This window comes from Bradyrhizobium sp. Ken51, from assembly GCF_055807435.1.
On sequence record NZ_JBVVPB010000037.1, the window covers coordinates 1 to 20855 of the forward strand.

Annotated in this window: 17 protein-coding genes; 11 read left to right on the top strand and 6 right to left on the bottom strand. The window is 63.5% G+C overall.

Features of this window, described 5'->3' with window-relative positions; all coding sequences use genetic code 11:
- On the bottom strand, positions 1-712 hold a 712-nt coding region (locus tag AC0L27_RS35525; protein WP_473322439.1), incomplete at its 3' end, for a transporter substrate-binding protein.
- A 173-nt stretch (positions 713-885) separates the two neighbouring features.
- Between AC0L27_RS35525 and AC0L27_RS35530 the strand changes: the two genes are divergently transcribed.
- Both AC0L27_RS35530 and AC0L27_RS35535 read left to right on the top strand, forming a co-directional pair.
- Entirely contained in the window at positions 886-4257 is a 3372-nt protein-coding gene (locus AC0L27_RS35530; protein WP_275168552.1) for a hybrid sensor histidine kinase/response regulator, read from the top strand.
- Positions 4241-5170, top strand: coding sequence for a response regulator (locus AC0L27_RS35535; RefSeq protein ID WP_275168553.1), 930 nt, complete (start codon positions 4241-4243; stop codon positions 5168-5170). The genes AC0L27_RS35530 and AC0L27_RS35535 overlap by 17 nt, the downstream gene beginning before the upstream one ends.
- Positions 5171-5355: 185 nt before the next feature.
- Here AC0L27_RS35535 and AC0L27_RS35540 read toward each other — a convergent pair whose 3' ends face one another.
- A complete protein-coding gene (locus tag AC0L27_RS35540) occupies positions 5356-6858 on the bottom strand; it encodes a flavin-containing monooxygenase (protein WP_275168554.1) in 1503 nt (500 codons plus the stop codon).
- A gap of 125 nt (positions 6859-6983) precedes the next feature.
- On the bottom strand, positions 6984-7742 hold the full coding sequence (locus AC0L27_RS35545; protein ID WP_275168555.1) for a S1 family peptidase: 759 nt from the start codon (positions 7740-7742) through the stop codon (positions 6984-6986).
- 111 nt (positions 7743-7853) lie between these two features.
- Here AC0L27_RS35545 and AC0L27_RS35550 point away from each other — a divergent pair, with 111 nt between their 5' ends.
- On the top strand, positions 7854-8489 hold the full coding sequence (locus AC0L27_RS35550) for an HAD-IA family hydrolase (RefSeq protein ID WP_275168556.1): 636 nt from the start codon (positions 7854-7856) through the stop codon (positions 8487-8489).
- Positions 8490-8609: 120 nt separating this feature from the next.
- On the opposite strand, the gene mtnA is transcribed toward AC0L27_RS35550, so the two are convergent.
- The 3 genes from mtnA to AC0L27_RS35565 form a co-directional block, all read right to left on the bottom strand.
- On the bottom strand, positions 8610-9719 hold the full coding sequence (mtnA, locus tag AC0L27_RS35555) for an S-methyl-5-thioribose-1-phosphate isomerase (protein WP_275168558.1): 1110 nt from the start codon (positions 9717-9719) through the stop codon (positions 8610-8612).
- 18 nt (positions 9720-9737) lie between these two features.
- Positions 9738-10613: an S-methyl-5'-thioadenosine phosphorylase gene (locus tag AC0L27_RS35560; RefSeq protein WP_275168560.1), complete on the bottom strand. Its 876-nt coding sequence runs from the start codon at positions 10611-10613 to the stop codon at positions 9738-9740.
- Positions 10614-10735: 122 nt separating this feature from the next.
- Positions 10736-11008 carry a phosphopantetheine-binding protein gene (locus AC0L27_RS35565; protein WP_275168561.1) on the bottom strand — a complete coding sequence of 91 codons (273 nt, stop codon included), beginning with the start codon at positions 11006-11008 and terminating at the stop codon, positions 10736-10738.
- Positions 11009-11365: 357 nt separating this feature from the next.
- On the opposite strand from AC0L27_RS35565, the gene AC0L27_RS35570 reads away from it, so the two are divergent.
- The 8 genes from AC0L27_RS35570 to AC0L27_RS35605 all read left to right on the top strand — a co-directional run bounded on the left by AC0L27_RS35570 (position 11366) and on the right by AC0L27_RS35605 (position 20855).
- Positions 11366-12583 (top strand): acyl-CoA dehydrogenase family protein, encoded by a 1218-nt coding sequence (locus tag AC0L27_RS35570; protein ID WP_275168563.1) that lies wholly within the window; start codon positions 11366-11368, stop codon positions 12581-12583.
- A 56-nt stretch (positions 12584-12639) separates the two neighbouring features.
- Positions 12640-13620, top strand: a complete 981-nt coding sequence (locus AC0L27_RS35575; protein WP_275168565.1) for an amino acid--[acyl-carrier-protein] ligase — start codon at positions 12640-12642, stop codon at positions 13618-13620.
- A 37-nt stretch (positions 13621-13657) separates the two neighbouring features.
- Entirely contained in the window at positions 13658-14533 is an 876-nt protein-coding gene (locus tag AC0L27_RS35580) for an acyl-CoA acyltransferase (RefSeq protein ID WP_275168567.1), read from the top strand.
- Between the two features lie 207 nt (positions 14534-14740).
- Complete coding sequence (locus AC0L27_RS35585; RefSeq protein ID WP_473322441.1) at positions 14741-15715, top strand: PAS domain-containing protein; 975 nt, start codon at positions 14741-14743, stop codon at positions 15713-15715.
- Positions 15625-17607 (top strand): putative bifunctional diguanylate cyclase/phosphodiesterase, encoded by a 1983-nt coding sequence (locus tag AC0L27_RS35590; RefSeq protein ID WP_473322467.1) that lies wholly within the window; start codon positions 15625-15627, stop codon positions 17605-17607. Before AC0L27_RS35585 ends, AC0L27_RS35590 begins: the two co-directional genes overlap by 91 nt.
- Before the next feature lie 192 nt (positions 17608-17799).
- Positions 17800-18774 (top strand): tripartite tricarboxylate transporter substrate binding protein, encoded by a 975-nt coding sequence (locus AC0L27_RS35595; RefSeq protein ID WP_275168570.1) that lies wholly within the window; start codon positions 17800-17802, stop codon positions 18772-18774.
- A gap of 82 nt (positions 18775-18856) precedes the next feature.
- Entirely contained in the window at positions 18857-19342 is a 486-nt protein-coding gene (locus AC0L27_RS35600) for a tripartite tricarboxylate transporter TctB family protein (RefSeq protein WP_275168571.1), read from the top strand.
- Between the two features lie 4 nt (positions 19343-19346).
- Positions 19347-20855 carry a tripartite tricarboxylate transporter permease gene (locus tag AC0L27_RS35605; protein ID WP_473322444.1) on the top strand — a complete coding sequence of 503 codons (1509 nt, stop codon included), beginning with the start codon at positions 19347-19349 and terminating at the stop codon, positions 20853-20855.

Below are 20855 nucleotides of genomic sequence, written 5' to 3' on the forward strand. Positions count from 1 at the left end.
TGACCGAATTGAACTGCGTATTGCCGAGCGGATAATATTCTTCGCCGACGACCTTGCCCTTCAGCACGTTCTCGACGTGCTTGCGCGCGATCTTGTTCGAGGTGCGCGGCCAGATGTAGTCGGACCCGATGAAGAAGAACGACTTCGCGCCCTTCTCCTTGGCGATCCAATTCAGGCCGGCGAGGATCTGCTGAGTGGCTTCCTGGCCGGTGTAGATCACGTTCTTCGACTGCTCGAGACCCTCATAGAAGGTCGGGTAATAGAGCATGCCGTTGTACTGCTCCATGACGGGCAGCACGGCCTTGCGGGACGCCGAGGTCCAGCAGCCCATGATCGCCGCGACCTTGTCGTTGACCAGCAGCTTCTTGGCCTTCTCGGCAAAGGTCGGCCAATCGCTGGCGCCGTCCTCCTGGATGAACTTGATCTTGCGCCCGAGCACGCCGCCCATGGCATTGATCTGCTCGATGGCGAGCTTTTCGGCTTCAATCGAGCCGGTCTCGGAGATGGCCATGGTGCCGGTCGCCGAATGCAGGATGCCGACCGTCACCTCGGTGTCGGTGACCGCGAGGCCCGTGGTATTGACCGCCGAGGTCGCCGGGGCCTGCGCAAAGGATGCTCGCGGCAGCATGGTGATGGCCGGGACGGCCGCCATTCCCATCAATAATTTGCGCCGGAGCGGCGATAACAGGCCCTTGTTCGCTTCGTCTGACATGAGCACCCCACTGTTGTTCGAGGACACGCGATTGGTGCCGTGAGGATGGCTCGAATTTGTGCACTGCAAGCATACGCAAGATCGCGTATACTGCACCGCAAAATGACGACGTAGGCTTTTGGTACGGGTTTTGCGAGGGGTCCGGTAAGTTCGGGAGTGGGAGTGGGGCTTAAGTGGCAGGGCGGCAGCGAATAGATCGCGTCAGGCGCCAGTACAACCAATGGGTCGCCAACCAGACGCTGGAAGACTACGCGCTGCGCTTCACCGCCAAGAGCGCGCGCCGTTGGTCCGCCGCTCGCGTAGCCAACACTGCACTCGGCGCCATCTCCTTTCTGGCGCTGGAGGCGATCGGCGGCACAATCACCCTGAACTACGGCGTCACAAACGCCACCGCAGCGATCCTCGTCGTCTCCACCATCATCTTCTGCTGCGGCGTTCCGATTGCCTATTATGCCGCCAAATGCGGCATCGACATTGACCTGCTCACCCGCGGCGCCGGCTTCGGCTATATCGGCTCGACCGTCACCTCGCTGATCTACGCCTCCTTCACCTTCATCTTCTTCGCGATCGAGGCGGTGATCCTGGCCACGGCGCTTGAGATGTGCTTCGGCATTCCCCGCCCGATCGGCTACCTCATCAGCGCGGTCGCGATCATCCCGCTTGTCACCTACGGCATCACGCTGATCAGCCGCTTCCAGCTTTGGACGCAGCCGATCTGGATCATCCTGCACATCCTGCCCTTTGCCGCGATCGCCTGGGCCAATCCTTACTCGTTCACGGAATGGCGCAAATTCGCCGGCGAGCACGGCGACCCCAGCGGACATTTCGATCTGCTGCTGTTCGGTGTCGCATCCTCCGTGGTGTTTTCGCTGGTGGCCCAGATCGGCGAACAGGTCGACTTCCTCAGGTTCCTGCCGCGCGACCGCCGCACCTCGCGAACGTCGTGGTGGACCGCCCTGCTGATCGCGGGCCCCGGCTGGATCATCTTCGGCGCGCTGAAACTGCTATTGGGCTCGTTTCTCGCCTTCTTCGCGCTGAGCCACGGTCTCTCCAGCGAGCTGGCCGCCGAGCCTGCGCACATGTATCTCGAAGCGTTTCGCTACGTGCTGTCGCAACCGGACATGGCCTTGGCACTCACCGGCGCGTTCGTGATCCTGTCGCAGCTCAAGATCAACGTCACCAACGCCTATGCAGGCTCAATCGCCTGGTCGAACTTCTTCTCGCGTCTGACGCATAGCCACCCCGGCCGGGTCGTCTGGCTGGTGTTCAACGTGATGGTGGCGCTGCTGCTGATGGAAATCGGCGTCTACAAGGCGCTGGAGCAGACGCTGGCGCTCTATTCCAATGTCGCGATCGCCTGGGTCGGCGCGCTGGTGTCCGATCTCGTGGTCAACAAGCCGCTCGGCCTGCGCCCGCCGCAGATGGAGTTCAAGCGCGCCCATCTCTACGACATCAATCCGGTCGGCGTCGGCGCGATGACGATCGCGACCATCGTCTCGATCGCGGCATTCTACGGCCTGTTCGGCTCGACCATGAAAGCGCTCGCGGCCTTTGTCGCGCTGACGGTCGCCTTCGTCACCGCACCCGTCATCGCCTGGCTCACCGACGGAAAATACTACATCGCGCGCAAGCCGAAGAGGAGCTGGGCCAATATCGAATCGATCCAGTGCTGCATCTGCGAGCACCATTTCGAGCCGGAGGACATGACTTCCTGTCCTGCCTATGCCGGCCCGATCTGCTCGCTATGCTGCTCGCTCGACGCGCGCTGCCATGACCTATGCAAACCGCATGCGCGCGCGCAGGTGCAATTCGCCGACGCGCTCGCCAGGATCTTGCCGCAGCCGATCTATCAGCGGATCAATTCGCAGTTCGGTCACTACATCGGTGTGTTCATGGTCTCGGCTGGCCTCGTCGCGCTGGTGTTGGGGCTGATCTACCTCCAGACCTCGGTCAGCGTGCCTGGCGAGAACATGCTCGTCTCCAACGTGCTCTGGAAGGTGTTCTTCTCACTCAGCATCATCATCGGCGTGGTGGCCTGGCTGTTCGTGCTGGCGCAGCAGAGCCGACGGGCCGCTGAGGCCGAGACCCGGCGCCAGACCACGCTGCTGATCCAGGAGATCGACGCGCACAAGCGCACCGACGCCGAGCTCCAGCGCGCCAAGGAAATCGCCGAATCCGCCAACCTCGCCAAGAGCCGCTACGTGGTGGGCCTGAGCCACGAGCTGCGCTCGCCGCTCAATGCGATCAGCGGCTATGCCCAACTCCTGGAGCAGGACACGACGCTCAGCACCAAGCCGCGCGACCAGGTCCGCGTCGTCCGCCGCAGTGCCGATCACCTCTCCGGCCTGATCGACGGCATTCTGGACATCTCCAAGATCGAGGCGGGGCGGCTGTACCTGTCGCGCGACGAGGTGCGCCTGAGCGAATTCCTCGACCAGCTCGTCGGCATGTTCCGCCTTCAAGCCGCGGCCAAGAGCATCGACTTCGTGTTCAGGCGGCCGGCGCATTTGCCGGTCGTGGTCTATGCCGACGAGAAGCGGCTGCGCCAGGTGCTGATCAATCTGCTGTCCAACGCGATCAAGTTCACCCAGGCCGGCAGTGTGCAGTTCGTGGTGCACTATCGCAGCCCGGTCGCCGAGTTCGAGGTGATCGACACCGGCCCCGGCATCCAGGGCGACGATCTCGAACGCATCTTCGCACCTTTCGAACGCGGCGCGCTCGGTGTCTCGCAGCCGCAGACCGGGACCGGGCTGGGCCTGACCATCAGCCGGCTGCTCGCCGGCGTCATGGGCGGCGACATCAAGGTCTCGAGCACGGTCGGCAGCGGCAGCACGTTCAAGGTCAAGATGCTGCTCTCGGAAGTCACCAATCCGCAGCGCATTGCGCCGGTGGAGGCCCCGATCTCCGGCTATCACGGCACGCGCAAGACCATCCTCATTACCGACGACGATCCCGTGCATCGCGACCTCCTGCGCGAGGTGTTGACACCACTCGGCTTCATCCTGCTCAGCGCGCCGGACGGACCTGGCTGCCTGGCGCTGGCCCAGCACTGCCGGCCCGATCTGTTTTTGCTCGATATCTCCATGCCTGGTATGGATGGCTGGACGGTCGCAGAGACGTTGCGCGCGAACGGCCACCATCAGGCGCGCATCCTGATGGTGTCCGCCAGCGCGCTCGAGGCCCACGGCGCACCGCTGGCGCAGCCTTTCCACGACGGCTATCTGATGAAGCCGATCGACATTCCCAGGCTTTTGGAAGGCATCCGCCAGCTTCTCAAGATCGAATGGCAATACGGCTCGGACGAGATCGCCGTGCCGCTATGGCGGCCGGAGAGCGGCTCGCGGCCGCCTGTACGACACATCGAGGCGCTGATCGGGCTCGGTCAGATCGGCTACGTCAAGGCTATCCAGTTGAAGCTGGACGAGATCGGCAGTGAGCACCCCGAACATGCCGACTTCGTCGCGGAAATGCGGTCGCTGATCGACCGCTTCGATCTCGACCAGTACATGGCCACATTGAAGACGTTGCATGCGTATGAGCACTGAGTCGAAAAAGCGCGACGTCGCGCTCGTTGTCGACGACTCCCCGGAGACGCTGCGGCTGCTCACCGACGCGCTCGACAGCGCCGGGATGACGGTAATGGTGGCGCTCGACGGCGCGGCCGCAATGCGCATCGTCGACCAGATCACGCCTGACATCGTGCTGCTCGACGCGGTGATGCCTGGCATGGACGGGTTCGAGACCTGCCGCCGCCTCAAGCGCGATGCGGGCCTTGCCAATGTCCCGGTGATATTCATGACGGGGCTCGCCGAGACCGAGCACATCGTGCGCGGGCTGGAGGCCGGCGGCGTCGACTACGTGACCAAGCCGATCGTGATCGAGGAGATGCTGGCGCGCATCCGCGTTCATCTCGGCAATGCGCGGCTGACGCAAAGCGCACGCGCCGCGCTTGACGTCTCCGGCCGATTCCTGTTCGCGGTCAACCGCCAGGGCAAATTGTTGTGGGCGACCCCGCAGGCGCAGAAGCTGCTGACGGACCACCACGGCGCGCAGGCCGACGACGACTTCGTCCTGCCAGTATCATTGCTGCAATGGCTGGAGCAGGCCAAGGGCAAGGGCAGCTCGAAATCTCAGGCGGCTTCCCTGCCCGACAATCCTCAGCTCCGGCTGTACTACATGGGCGAGACCGCGCCGAACGAGTTTCTGCTTCGGCTGTCCAGGGAGTCCGGCACCGCGCCGCCACCCGAATTCACCAGCGAGCTCGGCCTCACCACCCGCGAAGGCGAGGTGCTGGCCTGGCTCAGCAAGGGCAAGACCAACCGCGACATCGCGCAGATTTTGGGCTTGAGCCCGCGCACGGTCGACAAGCATCTCGAGCAGATCTACTCCAAGCTCGGGGTCGAGAACCGGACTGCGGCGGCGGCGATTGCAACGAATGCGACAAGAAGGAATTCCTGACGCCTCCACCGCCGTCGTCCTGGACAAGCGCAGCGAAGCGGAGCGCCGATCCAGGACCCATTACCACAGTACGTGGTTTGGCGACGATTCTTTATGACAAGCTCGCGCCGCAACTTCTCCCTGGGGTAATGGGTCCTGGCTTTCGCCAGGACGACGGAGAAGCTTGTAGCGACACCTGCCTCTCCTCACCCGTACACAAACTCCCCGCCATCCAGATCCGTCTTCGGGATCTCGTCCTTTTCGGTCCAGTAATCCTGGCTGTGCTGCCATTCCGGCTTGTCCCCGCGCTTGGGCAGCAGGTCCATGTTGCGCATCATGTAGCCGGGGTTGAAGTTTTCCGGATCGATCCAGGGCAGGATCGGCATGTTGTGGTCTTCGGCGCGTAACTTGACCTCGACCTTCTTCTTGCCTTTGGCCTTCATGTGACCGAGCAGGCGGCAGACGAAGTCGGCGACGAGGTCGACGCGCAGCGTCCAGCTGGCGCGGAAATAGCCGAACACCCAGACCATGTTCGGCACGCCCGTGAACATCATGCCGCGATAGGTGACGGTGTCGCCGAAGTCGAGCGGCTTGCCGTCGACCTCGAAGGCGATGTCGCCGAGCGCCGCGAGATTGAATCCGGTTGCGGTGACGATGATGTCGGCTTCGAGCAGCTTGCCGGATTTGAGCTGGATGCCGTTCTCGACGAAACACTCGATCTCGTCGGTGACGACGGACGCCTTGCCACTTGCGATGCCCTTGAACAGATCGGCATCGGGCACGAAGGCGATGCGCTGCCGCCACGGCCGATAGCTCGGAGTAAAATGGGTGTCGACATCGTACTCCGGACCGAGCACCGCGCTGATCTGGCCGATCAGCTCCTTCTTCACCTGCTCGGGCTTGGAGATGCAGAGTTTCGTGAAGGCGTCCTGCTCGAACAGGATCTTGCGGCGGACTATCTCGTGGATCCAGGCCTCGTCGACCTGCAGCCGGCGCAGCTCCTCCGCGATCTCGATGGCGTTGCGCCCGAGACGGAAATAGGTCGGCGAACGCTGCAGCATCGTGACATGCGCGCATTTGTCGGCGATGTTCGGCACCAGCGTCGCCGCCGTCGCGCCGGAGCCGATCACGACGACCTTCTTGTTCGCGAGGTCGATATCATCAGGCCAGGTCTGCGGATGAACGATGCGGCCCTTGAAGCGATCCGTACCCTTCCATTCCGGCGTATAGCCTTCCGAATGGCGGTAATAGCCCTGGCACATCCAGAGAAAATTCGCGGTGAAGGTCTTTGGCTCGCCAGTGTCGGTCGTCACCGCCTCGATGGTCCAGAGGTTCTGCTCGCTCGACCAGCTCGCGGAATTGATCTTATGCTTGTAGCGGATATGTCGCGCGATATCGTTTTCATCGATCACCTCGTTCATATAGGCGAGGATTTCGTCGGCGGTCGCGATCGGCGGCCCGACCCAGGGCTTGAAGCTATAACCGAAGGTGTGGAGATCGCTGTCGGAGCGGATGCCGGGATAGCGATGCGTGGTCCACGTGCCGCCGAACGTCGCCTGCGTTTCCAGGATGACGAAGCTCGCATCCGGAAGCTGCCTGGTCATGTGATAGGCGCTACCGATGCCCGAGATACCGGCGCCGACGATCAGCACGTCGAAATGTTCAGAAGCCTGTTTGGCCGTGGCGTGACTGCGAACAGCGACATTCATTGTTGCTTCTATGCCTTGCTTGTTTTTGTGGCCGCCCTTGATTGGGCGGCGCGTTTCCTCCGCGACGGACGTGGTTGCCCATCGCGCTTCCGCTTCAAGATGACATAGATCAGGACGCGGTCAAATCACAGCGCCGCACCCCAGCTCCGCGCGGTCTGCAAGATCCAGTCGCGATAGAGCGTGAGCGGCGTGACACCGGTCAGCCCGCCGCAGCCGGCGGCTCCGTTCGGCCCCGTGGACCAACTGATGACGCCGACGAGCACGGATCCGGTCGCCTTGTCCTCGAACACGGGACCGCCGGAATCACCGGTGCAGGCGCCAATTCCGTCGCGAACACCGTTGGTTACGGGGTCGACCAGCCGGATCTGGAGCGTGCCGGGCTGCCCCGTCGCGACGAGGCCGGCAACACGCGTCGCGCCGCCACTCTTGCCGTCGCCACGCACTGTGACGCCGATACCGGCGATGACGAAGCGGCTGCCGACCTGGATCGGTATATTCGGCGTCCCGACCGGCACCGTCGATTTTCCCTTGAGTGGAATTTCCAGTTGCAGCAGCGCCAAGTCGGCGGTAGCGCGATGCGCCTGCATTGCCTGCATGTTGAAATTCGGATGGATCGCGACGGTGCGGACGTTCAGCAATTGCGGCTGCCCGTCGGTGCCGCGATCGACGATCTTGTAGTCCGCGCCTGGCTGCACGCAGTGGGCAACGGTGAGCACAAGCTTTGGCGCAACCAGGGTGCCGGTACAGAAATTGCCGCGGGAGCCGACGATGGTGACGACGGCGCGCGCGACACCATCGGCCTGCGGCGTGCCGCCACCAACGATGGCATAGGCGGGCGTGGCGAGCAGCAGCGCGGATGTAATGAGGGTTACGAGCTTTTTCATGGGAACACGCTTCGGTGTCGGCATCGTTGACGGCGGTGGGATTGCTTCGGACTGGCCCTTGCCGATAGCGCATGCTAGCGCTCTTGGAAAGGAACAGACGAGGGCGGGATCTTGACGATCGAGGCTGTGATCTTTGATTTTGGTGGCGTGCTGACGAGTTCGCCGTTCGAAGCGTTCACGCGGTTCGAGACAGAGCGTGGCCTGCCCATCGACATCATCCGGCGCACCAACGCCGCCAATCATCTGGAAAATGCCTGGGCCAAGTTCGAGCGCGCCGAGGTCGATATCGACACGTTCGATCATTTGTTCGCGACGGAGTCGCTGGCGCTCGGCGCGGAGGTGCGCGGCCGCGATGTGCTGCCGTTGCTCCAGGGCGATCTGCGCCCCGAGATGGTCGAAGCGCTGAAGCGCATCAAGGCGCAATTCAAGACCGGCTGCATTACCAACAATCTGCCGGCCAATGCGATCGGCAGCATGACCGGGCGCTCACTTTATGTCGCCGAGGTGATGGTGCTGTTCGACCATGTCATCGAGTCCGCCAAGATCGGCCTGCGCAAGCCCGACCCGCGCATTTATCAGCTGATGGTCGAGACGCTGAAGGTCGATCCGAACAATTGCGTCTATCTCGACGATCTCGGCGTCAATCTGAAGCCGGCACGCGAGATGGGCATGACGACGATCAAGGTGACCAGCGGCGCCCAGGCGATCGCCGAGCTCCAGGCCGCGACGGGATTGAAGCTGAGCTAGAGCATCATTCTCCGTCATTGCGAGCGCAGCGAAGCAATCCAGACTGCCGCCGCGGAACGATTCTGGATTGCTTCGCTGCGGTCGCAATGACGACTGTGGCGAGCTATCGCCGAACCAGACCTACTCGGCCGCGGCGGCGATCCGTTCCGGAAACGCGGCGGCAAGTGAAGCACGATCGGGCTTCAATACGCCGCGCTCAGTGATGAGGCCGGTGACGAGCCGCGCCGGGGTGACGTCGAAGGCATAGTTCGCGACCGGCGAGCCCTCCGGCACGATGCGCACCGTCTCAAGTCTTCCGTCCGCGGTGCGGCCGGTCATATCGGTGACTTCCGTGCCGCTGCGCTGCTCGATCGGGATGTCGCGGATGCCGTCATCGACGGCGAAATCGATCGTCGGCGACGGCAGCGCGACATAGAACGGCACGCCGTTATCATGCGCGGCCAGAGCCTTCAAATATGTACCGATCTTGTTGCAGACGTCACCGTTGGCGGCAACGCGATCGGTGCCGACGATGGCGAGATCGACCATGCCGTGCTGCATCAGATGCCCGCCGGTGTTGTCGGGAATCACGGTATGCGCCACGCCGTGATGGCCGAGCTCCCAGGCCGTGAGCGAGGCGCCCTGGTTGCGCGGACGCGTCTCGTCGACCCAGACATGGATCTTGATGCCGCGCTCATGCGCGAGATAGATTGGCGCCGTCGCCGTGCCCCAGTCGACGGTCGCGAGCCATCCGGCATTGCAATGGGTCAGCAAATTGACGGTCTCGCCCGGCTTCTTCTTTGCGACGATCGCCTCGATGAGTTTCAGGCCGTTGCCGGCGATGCCACGGTTGATCTCGACGTCCTGCTCGACGATCTCGTCGGCGCGCGCATAGGCAGCTTCGGCGCGCTCCAGCGGATCGATCGGCGCGAGGCTCGCGCGCATCTCGTCCAGCGCCCATTTCAGATTGATCGCGGTCGGCCGCGCCACTACGAGCGTGTCGTAGGCACGCTTCAGGCCGGCGTCGGAGGCGTCCTCGCGCATCGCGAGCGCCATGCCGTAAGCTGCGGTCGCGCCGATCAGCGGCGCACCGCGCACCAGCATGTCGCGGATGGCGAGGGCCGCGTCCTCGCATGAGGTCAGCTTCGCAACAATGAACTCATGCGGCAGCCGGCGCTGGTCGATCGCTCCGACCGACCAGCCGTCGCGCTCACGCCAGATGCTGCGAAAATGCTTGCCGTCGACCTTCATGGCATTCTGCCTTTCGTATCACGTGCGCAGGATGCGCCCGGCCACCGCATCGAGCTTCTTCAAGAGCTCGGGATCGCGCGCCTCGGGCGCGGTGATCAGCGCGGTATCGAGCGCGCGGTCCGAGCCGATCGGGCACGGCTCATGCTCGCGCGGGAAGTCTTTCGCCAGCCGCGCCACCAGCGCTTTTGCCTTGTCGGCATTCGAGCTCAGAACGCGGATGATGTCCTGCACGGTGACGGCGTCGTGATCGGGATGCCAGCAATCGAAATCCGTCACCATCGCAACGGTGGCGTAGCAAAGTTCGGCCTCACGCGCGAGCTTCGCTTCGGGCATGTTGGTCATGCCGATCACGGAATAGCCCAGCGTCTTGTAGGTCGTGCTTTCCGCATAGGTCGAGAATTGCGGTCCCTCCATGCAGACATAGGTGCCGCCGCGCGCAAACGCGATGCCCTCGGCTTCGGCCGCCGTGGCAAGATGGATGCGCAGCCGCGGCGAGACCGGGTGCGCCATCGACACATGCGCGACGCATCCCCGGCCGAAGAACGAGCTCTCGCGCTTGTGGGTGCGATCGACGAACTGGTCGACGAGAACGAAGGTTCCCGGCGGCAGCTCCTCCCTGAACGAGCCACAGGCCGACAGCGAGATCAGGTCGGTGACGCCGGCGCGCTTGAGGACGTCGATATTGGCGCGATAATTGATGTCGGAGGGCGACAGCCGGTGGCCCTTGTCGTGGCGCGGCAGGAACACGATCGGCAGGCCGGCAATGGAGCCGCGCCGCAAGGGCGCCGACGACTCACCCCAGGGGCTGTTGATCACCTCTTCGCGAGCATCCTCCAGCCCCGGCAGATCGTAGATGCCGGAACCGCCGATGATGCCCAATACCGCCTGCGTCATGCTTGCTCCACCCCGTTCGCGCCTTGGCGATTCCGTGGAGAAGCTATGCCAGTTTTATGTGGGTTTTGGAACGGGTGATGGGGCGGAAGTGCCGTCAGGAGGACGCGCGCCAGCGCGCCTGACTAAGCCGCGGCCGCCGACTGCAGCTGAGCCGAGACCATGCGCTCCAGCGTCTCGACGGACTGGAAGTTCTCCGGTGTGATCTCGGCCTGGGGAATCGTGAAGTCGAACTCGGCTTCAACGCCGAGCATCAGATTGACCATGTCCATCGAGGTCAGGCCGACGTCAACGAGCTTGGCCTGCGACGTGACCTCGGCGGAGAGCGAGTTCTGCGCGAGGATGCCCTTCACCAGCTTGATGATGCGATTGCGCAAATCGGTATCGAAAGCCTGCATCGGTAAATTCCCATCTGTCGACAAAGGTCGGACCGGTTGCCGGCTACGATGGGCACGGCAGGCCGATCCCGCAATGGACACCACCATTACTTCGCGTTTCTTAGTAAACGATGACTCAGATTGTCTGGATTTCTGGCTTCTTACAGATCCCTAATGCGATCGCGGGAATCCGGACGATGCAAACAACCCGAACTTAACTGTTCGTTCGGAATTGGGCTTTGTTTACCCTCTATTTCATCGACGAATTTGAATTAAATCCGTAGCCTCATCTCATAAGCAAAGATGGTCGAAGGATCGCTCAAGCGGCATCGCGAATGATGCCGGCGATCCTGAACGGCAAACCGGAGGCGGACGAGTATGAACGTGCGTGAAGCAGTCCTCACTGTCGACGAGACGCAGACGAGCTTTCTCGAGCAGGGTCCCTCCCTCGTCGAACGCGCCGCTCGAACCGCTGCCACGGCGGCTGCCGACGCAGAGGGGGTCGATCGCGATGCCCGCTTCCCCCACAAGGCCTTCGATGTCGCGCGTGAGCAGAAGCTGCTCGGCGTCATGATCCCGGCCGAGTTCGGCGGCTTCGGTGCCTCGATCCACGACGTCACCGACGTCTGCTACACGCTCGGACGGGCCTGCGCCTCCACGGCGATGATCTACGCCATGCACACGACAAAGGTCGCCTGCGTCGTCAGGCACGGCCACGGCATCCCCTGGATGGAAACCATGATGCGCCGGGTCGCGCGCGACCAGTGGCTGCTCGCCTCCTCCACCACCGAAGGCCAGAACGGCGGCAACATCCGCGCCAGCGCAGCCGCCGTCGACGTCGCAGGCGACACCGTCTCGCTGCTGCGCGACGCCACCGTGATCTCCTACGGCGCCGAGGCCGACGGCCTCGTCACCATCGCCCGCCGCGCCACCGATGCTTCCGCGTCCGACCAGGTGCTGCTGGCGCTCGCCAGGGACGATTATTCGCTGAAGCGGACGCTGGGCTGGGAAACCCTCGGCATGCGCGGCACCTGCTCGACCGGTTTCGAGCTGAAGGTCGACTGCCCGACCGACCGCGTCTTTCCGGAAGCCTACGACAAGATCCACGCCCAGACCATGACGCCGTTCGCGCATCTGTGCTGGTCCTCGGCCTGGGCGGGTATCGCTGCAGCCGCGGTCACACGTGCGCAGGCCTTCGTCCGCAAGGCGGCCCGCACCTCAGGCGGCCAGATGCCCCCGGCAGCCGCGCATTTCACCGCCGCCAAGATGTCGCTGGCCAAGCTGCGGGCGCTGATATCGGCCAATATCGACGCCTTTGCTCGCGCCGAGCACGACGAACGCGCGCTCGGCTCGCTCGACTTCCAGTCTTCGATCACGCTTCTGAAGGTGCAGGCCTCGGAGCTCGCGGTCGAGACCGTGATGCATGCGATGCGCACCGCAGGCCTTTCCGGCTACCGCAACGACGGTGAGTTCACCATGGGCCGCCATCTTCGCGACGTGCTGTCGTCGCCGATCATGATCAACAACGACCGCATTCTGGCCAATGCCGCGACGTCGACCCTGATGAGCGGCGTACCCTTGAGCCTTCACGACTGACGTGCCTTCACGACTAGACCAACAAGAACAATTTTGAGATAGCAGGACATCGAACCATGAACATTGCCGTCCTCCCCAATTCGCCCGAGATCGCCCCGCAAATCGCGGACCCGCTCGATCATCTCGCCGACAAGCTGTTCCACCCCATGGGCTCGGACGGCGTCTACGCCCGCACCGCGCTTTACGAGGGCATCGTCGAGCGGCTCGCCGCACTGATCACGAGCCATCGTGAAGCCGGCACCGAGGTGATGCGATTCCCACCGGTGATGAGCCGTTCACAGCTCGAGAAGTCCGGCTACCTCAAGAGCTTTCCGAACCTGCTCGGCTGCGTCTGCGGCCTGCACGGCACCGAGCGCGAGATCAACGCCGCGGTCAGCCGCTTTGATGCCGGCGGCGACTGGACCAGCTCGCTCTCGCCGGCAGACCTCGTGCTGTCGCCGGCGGCCTGCTACCCCGTCTATCCGATCGCGGCGAGCCGCGGCCAGTTGCCGAAGGGTGGCCTGCGTTTCGACGTCGCCGCCGACTGCTTCCGCCGTGAACCGTCAAAACATCTCGACCGGCTGCAATCGTTCCGGATGCGGGAATATGTCTGCATCGGCAGCCCCGATGACGTCGCTGATTTCCGCGAGCGCTGGATGGTGCGCGCGCAAGCGATTGCGACCGATCTCGGTCTCAGCTTCCGCGTCGACTATGCCAGCGATCCGTTCTTCGGCCGCGTCGGTCAGATGAAGGCCGTGAGCCAGAAGCAGCAGCAGCTCAAGTTCGAACTGCTGATCCCGCTGCGCTCGGAAGAGCAGCCGACCGCCTGCATGAGCTTCAATTATCACCGCGAGCATTTCGGCACGACCTGGGACATCCAGGACGCCAATGGCGAGCCGGCCCATACCGGCTGCGTCGCCTTCGGCATGGACCGCCTGGCCGTCGCCATGTTCCACACCCACGGCACCGACCCTTCCGCTTGGCCCGCCAAGGTGCGGGAGATCATGGGCCTGCAGCCGCAGATCGCGGCCGATGCCCACGGCGAAGGCTGGCGCTAACGGAACGAGGCCGGTCATTTCCACGGGAAAGACGAGCGTGATCCATACCAAGGTCCGATGCCGCGAGATCACCGAGTCCGACGTCGATGCGGTCGCGGACTTGCTGACGCGCGGCTTCGTCGGCCGCTCGCGCGGCTACTGGATTCAGGGCCTGCGCCGGCAAGCCTTCCGGCCGGTACCGGACGGCTTCCCGCGCTTCGGCTACATGCTCGACAATGATGGTACGCCGGTCGGCGTGCTGCTGCTGATCTACACGGCGCGGAGGGACGGCGATGAGACCGCCATCCAGTGCAATTTGTCGAGCTGGTACGTCGATCCGGCCTACAGGAACTACGCCCCGCTCCTGACCAAGATCGCGCAGCGGCACAAGGACGTCACCTATCTCAACATCAGCCCGGCGCCGTGGACCTGGCCGATTATCGAGACGCAGGGCTTTCGCGCCTATTGCAGGGGGATATTCTTCTCGGTGCCTGCTCTGGCGCGGGTCCCGCGCTGGAGCAAGATCGAGGTCATCTCGCAGCACGCCAAAACGATCGACGGGCTTTCCGATGCCGAGACTGATCTCTTGACGCGGCATGCGCGCTACAATTGCCTCAGCCTCGTCTGCCGCACGCCAAATGGAACGTTCCCCTTCATCCTGCAACCGGTGCGCATCCGGCGTGGCATCATTGCGCCGCCCGCGATGAAGCTGATCTACTGCCGCAACGCGGCCGAATACACCGAATGCGCGGGCCGCATCGGCCGGCTGCTGCTGCGGCTCGGCAAGATCGCGGTCGCCGTCGATTCCAACGGCCCGGTTCCCGGCCTCGTCGGCATCTACACCGAGCGTCGCGGCCGCAAATATTTCAAGGGCCCGCACCGGCCGCAGCTCGCCGACCTCACGGATACGGAACTCGTGCTGTATGGGCCGTAGTTCGTGTTTTGAACCAGATGTCATGCGGGCCCAGCGCGCAATTACGCAGGCCGCCTTGCACTCCCCTCTGCATTCGACGCATTCCTGCATCTCCTGGTCACCCTCCGTAAACTACGGCGCTTAAGGGAATTTTCCCGCCTCTTCGTTAGCCTCGGCGACTGAATTACCTTGCGTTAGGTCTATTGCCCGCCGAGACCCCGCCGCCCCATGACATCGATCCGCGACAACGAGCTTGATGCACGCCGCGATCACGGCCCGAAGGCCCTGGTCGGGCTGAGCCAGCTTGCGCTCGACCACATGGAGCAAGGCGTCTGCGTCTACGACGCCGGCAACCGGATCGTGCTGGTCAATCAGCGCTATCTCAGCCTGTTCAACATGTCGGCCGAGAAAGTGCGGGTCGGCACGAGCTACCGTGACGTGCTCGCCCACAGCGTGGCCCTCGGCAACATCCCCGCGGAAGAAGTCGACGTACTCTATGCCGCGCGCATGGCGCGGATCGCCGCCGGCCAGCCGTTCCGGACTCAACAGACGCTCGCGAGCGGCCTCGTCATGGCGCTCGAGTTAAAGCCGCTCCCCGGCGGCGGCTGGATGACGATCTGCGACGACGTCAGCCGCCTCGCCCGGGTCGAGGCGGAACTGCGCGTGCAGACCGAGCGCAGCCAGCACGCGCTCGCCAACATGTCGCACGGATTGATCATGTACGACGCCGACAGCCGCGTCGTCGTCTGCAACGATCGCTTCCTGAACCTCTACAATCTCGACCCTGACATCGTGAAGCCGGGCATCTCGCATTGCACGGTGATCGAACATTGGATGTTGCGCGGCAACCTGCCGGGCATGCCGGGCGAAGAATTCCACGGCACCAGACTGGAGGACGTGCGCACCAGGACGGCGAAAACCCTGCTGGTGATGCGCTATGACGGACGGATGGTGCAGGCGATCTCCCGTTTCCTGCCCGACGGCGGCTGGGTGACCGTGCACGAAGCGTCACCGAGCGGCTGCAATACGAGGAGATGCTGCGGCAGCAGAACTTCATGCTCGATGCGGCGCTGGAGAACATGGCGCACGGGCTCGCCTTCTACGACAGCGACATGCGCCTGCGCGTCTGCAACACCACCTACCGGAAGATCTATCGGCTCTCGCCGGAGGAAGCCAAGCCGGGCACGCACCTCGGCGAACTGATCGAACGCTCGATGGCAAACGGCGCGTTCTCGTCCGAGTACAGTCCGCAACAACTCCTGGAAGCCGCCAGTGCAAGGATTGCCGACCGCAACACCTCGCCGATACGCCGGCGGATGTCGAACGACACCACGATCTCGGTTCGCTATTGCGCCCTGGCCGAGGGTGGTTTTGTGGCCACCTACGAGGACATCACCGAGCGCGAGCACGCAGTCGAGGAGTTGAGCGAGCAGTATCGGCGCTTCGACGCGGCCCTGAACAACATGAGCCAGGGTCTGTGCATGCTCGATTCGAGCTTGCGCGTCATCGTCTGCAATCGGCGCTATATCGAGATGTACGGACTGTCGCCCGAATTGGTGAAGCCGGGCGTGTCGATGCGCGAGATCATGGAGCACAGCTGCGAGCTCGGCATCCATCCAAACACCACCGCCGCGCAGCTTTATGCCGACTATGTCGAGAGGCTGCGCGAGGGTGAGCACACGCTGCACCGCTATTTGGGCGACGGCCGCATCATCAAGCTCAATCACAAGCGAATGGAGCATGGCGGCTGGGTCGTCACCTATGAGGACGTCACCGAGCGTCACAAGGCCCAGGCCCGCGTGGCGCACATGGCGCGGCACGATTCGCTCACCGACCTGCCCAACCGCACACTGTTCCGCGAGAAGATGGGCGAGGGGCTGAACCAGGTCGCGATCGCCGGCGGCGCGATGGCCGTGCTGTGCTTCGACCTCGACAATTTCAAGACCGTCAACGACCGCCTCGGCCACGCGGCCGGCGACCGGCTGTTGCGCTGGGTCGCGGCGCGGCTGAAGGAGAATGTCGGCGAGCACGACACCGTCGCGCGGCTCGGTGGCGACGAATTCGCGGTTCTCCAGCGCGGACAGCAGCCGCAATCGGCGGAAAGGCTCGCACGCCGCCTGGTGGAGATCATCGGTCACCCGCCGCCGCTGGAGAACCAGTCGATCCATGTCGGCGTCTCCGTCGGCATCGCAATCGCGCCCGATCACGGGCTCGATGCCGACGAGCTGATGAAATGCGCCGACCTTGCGCTGTACCAGGCCAAGGCGAAGGGGCGCGGCGCTTATCGGCTGTTCGAGCCCCAAATGGAAGAAGAGGCTCGCAGCCGGCACGCGCTGGAGCGCGATCTGCGCGGCGCACTCGAGGCCCGTGAATTCCACCTGGCGTTCCAGCCGCAGGTGCGGCTCGACACCACCGAACTTACCGGCTTCGAGGCGTTGCTGCGCTGGAAACATCCCACGCGTGGCCTCGTCTCGCCGGCCGAATTCATTCCCATCGCGGAAGAGAACGGGCTGATCGTTCCGATCGGAGAGTGGGTCCTGCGCACGGCCTGCGCGACCGCCGCGACCTGGCCCGATCTCACCATCGCGGTGAATTTGTCGCCGGTGCAGTTCCGCTCGCGCGGGCTGGTGACAATGGTCACGAGCGCGCTTGCGGAGGCCGGCTTGCCACCGCATCGGCTCGAGCTCGAGGTCACGGAGACGGCGCTACTCGACGACAGCGAGGCGACGATCGGGATCCTGCACCAGCTGCGCGCGTTAGGGGTGCGCGTCAGCCTCGACGATTTCGGCGTCGGCTATTCTTCTCTGAGCTATTTGCGCAAGTTTCCGTTCGACCGTATCAAGATCGACCGCTCCTTTGTCGGCACGCTCGGCGAAAGCCCGGAGAGTGTGGCGATCGTCCGCACCATCGCCAGCCTCGGCTCGGTGCTCGGCGTCGAGACCACGGCAGAAGGCGTGGAGACGATCGAACAGCTCGACTTCGTCCGCGAATGCGGCTGCACCGCCGTGCAGGGATATTATTTCGGCAAGCCCTCCCCGGCCGCGGAGGTCGGACGCATGATCGAGACGCTGAGCGCAGTCCGCCGCGTCGCGTAAGGGCTCAGCCGAAGGCAAATTCCGTATCTCGGCACGCCTCCAAACGACCAATTGTCGCACGTGCGCTTTTCGGCGGGATCACCGTATCGCGCCCTCGCAATGCGCTTTTCATCTCCCATGATTTCGGGGACAATCCCGTCATAACAATGAGAAACGGCGGCCCGAACGTGGCCACTGCTTGGGAGGAGTTCGATGTCGCGATACAGGCTGAAGACAATCGCCTTTGCCACCATGCATGTCGTGGGCGCGTTGCTCTCGACTGCCGCCGGTGCGCAGGACTATCCCACCAAACCGGTCACGCTGATCGTGCCATGGCCGGCCGGCGGATCGACCGACATCTCGATGCGCGCGATCGCCGACAGCGCCTCCAAGGTCCTGGGGCAACCGATCGTGATCGACAACAAGGCCGGCGGCGGCGGCACGGTTGGACCTGCCACCATGGCCGCGGCCGCGAGGCCGGACGGCTACACCATTTCACAGCTTCCGATCACCGTTTTCCGCCTGCCCCTGATGCAGGAGGTGTCGTGGGATCCGGCGAAGGACTTCACCTATATCGTTCACCTCACCGGCTATACGTTCGGCGTAACCACCAGCGCGGAGTCGCAGTTCAAGTCCTGGAAGGACGTGGTCGAGTTCGCAAAGGCAAATCCGGGCAAGGTGACCTACGCGACGCCGGGTACCGGCACCTCGCTTCATATCGGCATGGAGCAGATCGCCGCGATGTCCGGCATCAAGCTCACACAGGTGCCGTTCAAGGGCGGGGCGGAGACCAACGCCGCGGTACTCGGCCAGCACACCATGCTGCAGGCCGACTCCACCGGTTGGCGGCCCTTGGTCGACGCCGGCAAGCTGAAGCTTCTCATGGTGTGGACCGGCGCGCGATCACCGAACTATCCTGACGTGCCGACGCTGAAGGAACTCGGCTATCCCATGGTCTATGATTCCCCGTTCGGCATCGGAGGGCCCAAGGGCATGGATCCCAAGATCGTCGCCAAGCTGCACGATGCCTTCAAGAAGGCGGTCGAGGACCCCGCGGTAATCGCCACGCTCGCCAAATACGACATGGTGCCGAGCTACAAGAATACCGAGGACTACAAGAAGTTCGTCCTTGAGGTCACGGAGTCAGAGCGCAAGGTGATCGACACGCTCGGGCTTGCGAAGAAGTAGGATTGAGCCACTTCCGTGTCCCGGATCTGCAGCGCGCCGCTTCGCGCTGCGTAGCATCCGGAGCACGGCCGAGAGGGTATCGATGAACGACCAAACCTCCGTCAAACTCCGTCTCAACAACTCCGAAATCTGGGGCGGCTTGATCGGGCTCGCGCTGGGCGGCTTCGTGATCTGGCAGGGCGTGAAGCTCAAGCTCGGCACCATCAATGACCCAGGCTCCGGCTACGTGCTGTTCTACACGGGCATCCTGATGTGCGTGTTCGCGGTCAGCATTATCATCTCGGCTATTGCGGAGGGCGGCCCGACGCTGGCCTCGCGCTGGGACAATGTGAGCTGGAGCAAGCCGCTTCTCGTCATCGTCTGCCTCACCGCGTTCTCCTTTGCTCTCGAGCCGCTGGGATTCCTGCTGTCGTCGATCCCGCTCATGCTGCTTTTGTTGCGCTTGATCGATCCCGTGCGCTGGACGCTGGCGATCCCAATCGCCGCGCTGGTGCCGCTCGGCATGTGGTGGGTACTCAAGCGGCTGCTGCTGATCCAGCTACCCTCGGGCCTGTTCGGGATCGGTTGATCGCATGGATACGCTTGTCAACGTCGCGCATGGGTTCGGCGTCGCGCTGCTGCCGATCAACCTGCTCTACTGCTTCATCGGCGTCTTCATCGGTACGCTGGTCGGCGTGCTGCCAGGCATTGGGCCGATCTCGGCGATGTCGTTGTTGCTTCCGGTGACACTGTCGGGAACGCCGGAATCCGGCATCATCATGATGGCGGGGATCTATTACGGCTCGATGTATGGCGGCTCGACAACCTCGATCCTGGTCAACATCCCCGGCGAAGCTGCTTCGGTTGTCACGTGCATCGACGGACACCAGATGGCGAAGCAGGGCCGCGCGGGCCCTGCGCTGGGCATCTCGGCCTTCGGCTCATTCATCGCCGGCACATTTTCGCTCGTTGCGCTGATGCTGGTGGCGCCGCGGCTCGCCAACATCGCCATCGCGTTCGGCCCTGCCGAATATTTCAGCCTGATGGTGCTCGGCCTCATCGTGCTCACCTTCCTCACTCAGGGATCGATGCCGAAGGCGCTCCTGATGGCATGTATCGGCGTCGTGCTCGGACTGATCGGCCTCGACAGCATCACGGCGCAGCCGCGGCTGACGTTCGGCCGCATGGAGCTGATCGACGGTATCGGACTCGTGCCCGTGGTGATGGGCCTGTTCGGCGTCGCCGAGGTGCTGCTCAATACCGAGCAGGCGATTAAGCGCGACATCATGAACGCCAAGATCACGCAGTTGTTGCCCAACAAGGCCGATTGGCAAGCGAGCGCTGGCCCGGTGGCGCGTGGCACGTTGCTCGGTTTCCTGCTCGGCATTCTCCCGGGCGGCGGCGCGGTGGTGGCCTCGTTCGCGTCCTATGCGCTGGAGAAGCGGCTGTCGAAAACGCCCGAGCACTTCGGCCATGGCGCAATCGAGGGCGTAGCGGGTCCCGAATCCGCCAACAACGCGGCGGCCGGCGGCGCGTTGATTCCGCTGATGACCCTGGGCATTCCCCCGAACGTGGTGATGGCGCTGCTGCTCGGCGCCTTCGTCATCCACGGCCTGCAACCGGGGCCGCTGCTGATCACGCAAAACCCCGGCCTGTTCTGGGGCATCGTCGCCAGCATGTATATCGGCAACGTGATGCTGCTGATCCTCAATTTGCCGCTGATCGGCATGTGGGTGCAGCTGCTCAAGCTGCCCTACAACATCCTGTTTCCATTGATCATCCTGTTGACGATCCTTGGCGTCTACTGCTCGAGCAACAACGTGTTCGACGTCTACGTGATGATCGCATTCGGCATCATCGGTTATTTCATGCGCAAGCTCGGCTTCGAGCCCGCGCCGCTGGTGCTGGCGTTCGTGCTGGGGCCGATGATGGAGAACAATCTGCGCAAGTCGCTGATCCTCTCGCAGGGCGACCTCTGGACTTTCGTGCAGCGGCCGATCTCGGCAGCGTGTCTTACGCTCGCGCTGGTGCTGCTGATGGCGCCGCTATTACCCGCGTTGCGCAAGAAGCGCGAACTCGTGGCGCTGGATGAGGGGGCGTGA